The sequence below is a fragment of the Benzoatithermus flavus genome (assembly GCF_037908215.1).
GTDB classification, from domain to species: Bacteria; Pseudomonadota; Alphaproteobacteria; order Geminicoccales; family Geminicoccaceae; genus Benzoatithermus; species Benzoatithermus flavus.
Genome location: NZ_JBBLZC010000133.1, coordinates 1 through 536, shown reverse-complemented (window position 1 = coordinate 536; position 536 = coordinate 1). Strand labels below are relative to the sequence as shown.

The 536-nt window shown below is 75.2% G+C and carries 1 protein-coding gene; it reads left to right on the top strand.

Features of this window, described 5'->3' with window-relative positions; all coding sequences use genetic code 11:
- Positions 1–536: hypothetical protein (locus tag U1T56_RS24505; RefSeq protein ID WP_418162086.1), on the top strand; the 536-nt coding region annotated here is incomplete at both ends.

Below are 536 nucleotides of genomic sequence, written 5' to 3'. Positions count from 1 at the left end.
GGACGCGGCGGTCCTGCCGCCGGTCGAGGCCGACCCCGCGCGCGAGGCGGCCCGGCTCGCCATCCTCGCCTCGCTCGAGCCCTGGGAGCGGCAGGCCTTCGCCCGCCGCTCGCTCCACCTGCTCGAGCACTACAAGGCCGCCAGCGACCCCGACCCCACCGTCTACGAGGCCTGGTTCGCCAGGCAGCCCAAGCCGGCCTGGCCGAAGCTGCGGCTGCTCGGCGAGGAGGACAGGCAGGCGCTCGACGAGCTCACCCGCGACAACCCGCCTTGGCTTCGGGGCGCGTATCTCGGCTGCTACCGCCCGCCGGTGCCGAGAGAGGTGTTCGGCATCGATGAGACCGGGGTGCCGGTGACCGATCCGGGGCACGCGGAGGAAGCGCCGGTGCCGGCCAACGACGCCGCGCCGGCGGCAAGCCCGGTCGAGGCGCTGCGTGGCCGCATCCGGCGGCTTCTGGACCGCCGGGCGCCGCGTCTGGCGGAGGAGCTGGACCTGGCGGAGGCGATCTGTGCGCTGAAGTGGCCGAAATGGCCCG